The organism is Microcystis sp. M49636_WE2, assembly GCF_030065375.1.
Classification (GTDB): Bacteria; Cyanobacteriota; Cyanobacteriia; order Cyanobacteriales; family Microcystaceae; genus Microcystis; species Microcystis aeruginosa_C.
In genome coordinates this window covers 1-4,803 of record NZ_JASJFG010000001.1, presented here as the reverse complement: position 1 = coordinate 4,803, position 4,803 = coordinate 1, and the positions used below count along the sequence as shown (strand labels likewise).

Sequence of the window (4,803 nt, the reverse complement as noted above, 5' to 3'; positions counted from 1 at the left end):
TCCTGTAAATATTCGGGCTGTTTCTCCTGGTTGAATAATTTTTTCGGGGACTTTGCCGGCGGGAATTTCGGCGATAATCTTTAAAGTAACGGGATTTTCTGGATTAGTGTCTTTGACATCTTCGTAGCGGACAGCATAGCCATCCATAGCAGAATTATCCCAATAGGGAAAGTCTAAATCACTGCTGATATCTTCGGCTAAAATGCGCCCAAAAGCTGCCTCTAGAGAAACTTTTTCGGTTTCTTGTCGGGGTTGAATTTGAGTTAAAATTATAGATTCTGCTTCTTTGACTGAGTACATGGATTAAAAAAATGAACCGATTAGCTAGATTAAGGGTGGAAGATATACAAACTTGGATCGGGGAAGTGCATTTATCGGATATCAAGGGTCAGACTCCCTATTATATTCCGGTTTTGAACCAAGTTCATCCCGATGTTTTCGCTCTTCAGATTCACTGTCTTGAGGGGGAGATTTTGTCTTGGGGAGATGAAACTGTAACTTTTCCTTTGATGAGTGTGATTAAACCTTTTTTGTTATTATATCTTTTAACTCATTTAGGGGAAGATGCTGTTTTTCGTCGCGTAGGAAAACAAGCTTCTAGTTATCCTTTTAATTCTTTAACTCAACTGCAAGAGGATTGCGGTTTTCCCCGTAATCCAATGATTAACAGTGGTGCGATCGCATTAGCGGATTTATTAGCAGGAGAAACGCCAGAATCTCGCTGTGAAAATTTGCTTTTATGGTTAAATGAAATGGGTAATTGTCAATTATTTCTTGATCGCTCTGTGCTTGCTTCTGTTCACTCCTATCCTAATACCCACAATCAAGCTTTAAGCTTAGAATTAGAAAAAAACAGTTATATCAATCATCGTTATTTAGCCCTAGAAACCTACAATCGAATCTGTTGTTTGTCTGGAAAAATTGCAGATCTTGCTAATTTAGGTAAGTTGATTTTAGCTGCTCCTTTTGGCGAAATTATTCTAGAAATTATGACTAATTGTGGACTCTATGAAGCTTCCCAACAATTCGCCCTTGAGGTAGGTTTTCCCACTAAATCGGGAGTTAGTGGAGCTTTGTTATCAATTGTACCGGAACAGGGAGCGATCGCTTGTTATAGTCCCCTGTTAAATGAGCAAGGTAATTCAATTTTAGGACTTAATTTGTTAACATATATCAGTCATTTTGTCAAGTAAATTTAATCTATGAAAATAAGCTTTAATTACTCAAAAAAACACCGATACTTTTTCTAATTTTTCTGGCCAAGTAACGTGAAACCCCGGAGGGATAAAGTTGATTTTGTCAAGGATTGTTAAGATGCGCTTACCCTGATAATTCCAGTGATCAATTGGCTATCCTGATCATCTCTGGTGATTTTCCCGCAGCATAAATATCCCACATTGTCCGATAAGCTTGTTCTAAATTGCGGGTAAAAAGAAGGGTATCAAATAACGGATAAGTCAGACGATTTTGGGCTAGTTTCTGTTTAATTTCGTGCAATTTATCAGGAGATCTTGCTAAATTAATCGCTAAATTTTTATACTCCTCTAAATTCTTAGTAATTAATTCAGGTAGGCCAATAGCTGTCAGTAAACTAGCACCAACACGGGAAGGAAAAGTTGCACCTGGACAAGTTATAATCGGTAAACCTGCCCATAAAGCATCACTCCCAGTAGTATGAGCATTATAGTATAAAGTATCAAGAAATAAATCAGCTAGTTGATGCCGCGCCAAATGTTCCGGCTTAGGTTGGAGATGGGCAAAAATTAAGCGATCGCCCTCAATTCCTCGCGCTTGTGCTTCCCGACGTAGATTTGCTTCAGCTTCAGCTACTCTCGAAAATAACCATAACACACTACCTGGAACATTAGCCAAAATTTGCATCCATACAGTGAATATTTGCGGCTCAATTTTATAGGTGTGGTTGAAACAACAAAAGACAAAACCCGATTCAGGAAGACCATAATGGGAACGAGTAACAGGTTTAGATGATATAATTTGTTGATAATCATTAGCCTGATAACTATCCGGTAAAATCACCAATTTTTCACTAAAATTATCAGCAGACTCTGGTGGTGTAACTATGCCATCACCAATAATATAGTCGATAAAATCTGCTCCCATTGTCCCCGGATAAACCAAATAATTAACTTGAATCGGTGCAGGTTTTAAAGCCAATATTTGCGTCCGCGCTTTATCAATATATCCCATCAAATCTACTAAAATATGCACCCCATCATCAAAAATCCGTTGTGCAGATTCCGTAATTGATAAAGTAGCAATATCATAAAAGCGATCGCAATCATTAGCAATGCGACGACGATACTCACTACCATCATCAGGACCATAGGAATAGGCAATTATTTCAAAGTTATTGCGATCATGTAAACCAAAGACACTTTGCATCAAATGACTGGTGGGATGGTTACGAAAATCATGGCATAAATAACCTATTTTTAATCGTCCAGATCGGGTGCGTGAATGGTTAAAATTGAGTGGTTTAGTAACTAAGGCTAATTGTCTTTTAACCTCTTGAGCATAGTTACAAGCTACTTTCAACTGTTGACTAGCAGACCAAGGTTTATATAAGGTATCAAAGGGAGTTACTGCGGTAGGTTTTCTCTCTTGTAACTGGTTTTCGGTTAATTGCCAAAGTTGAATTAAATCAGACTCTCTTGTGTCCCAATTACAAGTCATTTCCTTCATGGAAAATAAGCAAGCAAAAGCCTCTGGGGAATTAGGTTGAATAGCTAAAGCTTGCTTAAATACGCTCATAGCTGCTTCTACTTTGTCCTGTCTTCCTAATGCTAAAGCCAAACTATTATAAGCTTTAATATACTTAGGATTAAGTTTAATTGCTGTTTGAAAATAAGCGATCGCTTCTTCAATTTTTCCCTGTAGTTGTAACACATTGCCTAAATTCAAGCGTGCCTCTGGATAATTAGGGTTTTTCCTGATTGCTTCTTGAAAATTGACCGCAGCATCCCCTAACTTATCCTGCATTTGTAAGACTAAACCTAAATTATTATCAGCAAAAGCATAGTTTTGATTGCCACAAATAGCGTGGTTAAAGCAAATAATCGCCTCGTCTAAATCTCCCTTGCTAACTGCTATTATTCCTAAATTATTGTGAGCTTCTGCATAATTAGGATTAATCAATAAAGCTTGCTTGTAAGCCAAAATAGCTTGATCAATTTGTCCTAAACTATCCATGATTACCCCCAACTGATGCCAAGCAGCTGCATATTGAGGATGTTGATTAATTAATTGTTGATAGAGAGCGATCGCTTCTTCAAGCTTAACCTGTTTTTGCAAGGTGTATGCTTGCTGATAAAGGGTATCTGCTGGCGAAGTATCAGGCTGATTATTTGCTAGATTTCCTCCAAATAAAGGAGAAATAGGATCAAGAGTAATAATTTTACTGATGTCATCATTTTGGAATCCTAAAGCTTGGGGACGTTTAACTCCTTCTAAGACTTGTATATCATAAAGTTCAGTCACTTCACCTTCTAAGCGTATCCAGTGAACAACTTCACCTGTTTTCAAGTCAATAATTAGCAGACCACAGCGAGGATCTGCTTCTTTAGCCATTAAATTATCATCTAAGATTAACCCCGAAAAAGTCTTATCTACCCCACGACTTTTAGATAATCCAACAATGGCATAATTTCCGACAAATGCTAAACCGCGCAGAAAACCAGGACAAAAAGTAACAGGCTCAAAAATGCCTTTGTCTTGATCAATATAACCAAAGTAACCCGTACCCGCATTTAATAACCATAACTTACCCTGATAAAATCGGGGAGAATGAGGCATAGATAAACCAGTAGCAATCACTTCATTAGACTGAATATCAATGACACAACCGCCAGTTTGTCTTCTGTCTCTCCACCCATCCACCACATCTGATTGACTACAAGCGGTAACATAACGCGCCTTCCCATCTACCAAAGCTAAACCATTGAGATGACAACGATCTTCATTGACTAAAGCGGAAATAAACGACGGTTTCCATAGGGGAATACAACTATGGCGATCGCTGACTGTCGCCAGACAATTTAACATCGTACTGATAAATATAATTCTTTCAGAGAGATTCTCTATTGCCAAATCGTGAATATCTAAATCCCCAGTAGTATAACTAATGCGGGGGATATAAAGTTTATCGTAACCATCATAAAGTTGTTCGGATGATAACACATTATCTAGTTGCCAGATTTGATAGCGGGAACTAAGATAAATCCTTTCTGGGGTAGCATATAAACCCATGGCGCGGTCAAATATCCGCTCAAATCCCGACATCCCCCTGTGGGGGTTAACTCCTAAAAACATCAGTCGAGAACTTTGATAGGTAGTAAAAGCCAGACTAATCTGCTGAGACTCTAACCAATCAATGAAATTACGGGAAGCAATTATCTCTACGGGGATAGATTGATTAGTATTGGGAGTTGATTGATTCATCATAACCACAAAGACACAAAGATTAGCCAGTAGGGTGTGTTAGCGATAGCGTAACGCACCAATTTAATAATAGAGGTGGTGCGTTACGGCGGCTTGTTAATTTTGGTTTTTTGACCGAATTGATGGCCGCAAATACGCACCCTACACCTAAATTAGGTGTGTCAGTCCACTACGATTTATGTTTTTGTTTGAGCGCGATCGTTTATAATCAAAATATCATTATTTTGGGTTTGCTGAATAAGTACGGGCGAAGCATTCGGATAGAAAATCTACCTTTTCACCGATAGGTTATTGTCCGAATGCTTCGCCCCTACAGGACGCGGGCCGATGAAGACGCAAGGTTTT

2 protein-coding genes and 1 pseudogene are annotated in these 4,803 nt (G+C 38.5%); 1 reads left to right on the top strand and 2 read right to left on the bottom strand.

What is annotated here, in order from left to right; genetic code table 11:
- Nucleotides 1–300 (bottom strand): annotated as a pseudogene (locus PX484_RS00015) (gephyrin-like molybdotransferase Glp); the annotation flags it as partial.
- Between the two features lie 11 nt (nucleotides 301–311).
- Between PX484_RS00015 and PX484_RS00010 the strand changes: the two are divergent.
- Nucleotides 312–1,193, top strand: a complete 882-nt coding sequence (locus PX484_RS00010) for a glutaminase (RefSeq protein WP_287766786.1) — start codon at nucleotides 312–314, stop codon at nucleotides 1,191–1,193.
- 148 nt (nucleotides 1,194–1,341) lie between these two features.
- Here the strand turns inward: PX484_RS00010 and PX484_RS00005 are convergent, their stop codons facing one another.
- The gene (locus PX484_RS00005) at nucleotides 1,342–4,461 is read right to left on the bottom strand and encodes a TIGR03032 family protein (protein WP_287766784.1); all 3,120 of its coding nucleotides are present in this window, start codon (nucleotides 4,459–4,461) and stop codon (nucleotides 1,342–1,344) included.
- Nucleotides 4,462–4,803: the final 342 nt, after the last annotated feature.

Bases quoted from the DNA above. Each gene is read 5' to 3' on its own strand.
- PX484_RS00005 (WP_287766784.1), bottom strand. From the start codon at position 4,461: ATGATGAATCAATCAACTCCCAATACTAATCAATCTATCCCCGTAGAG.
- PX484_RS00010 (WP_287766786.1), top strand. From the start codon at position 312: ATGAACCGATTAGCTAGATTAAGGGTGGAAGATATACAAACTTGGATC.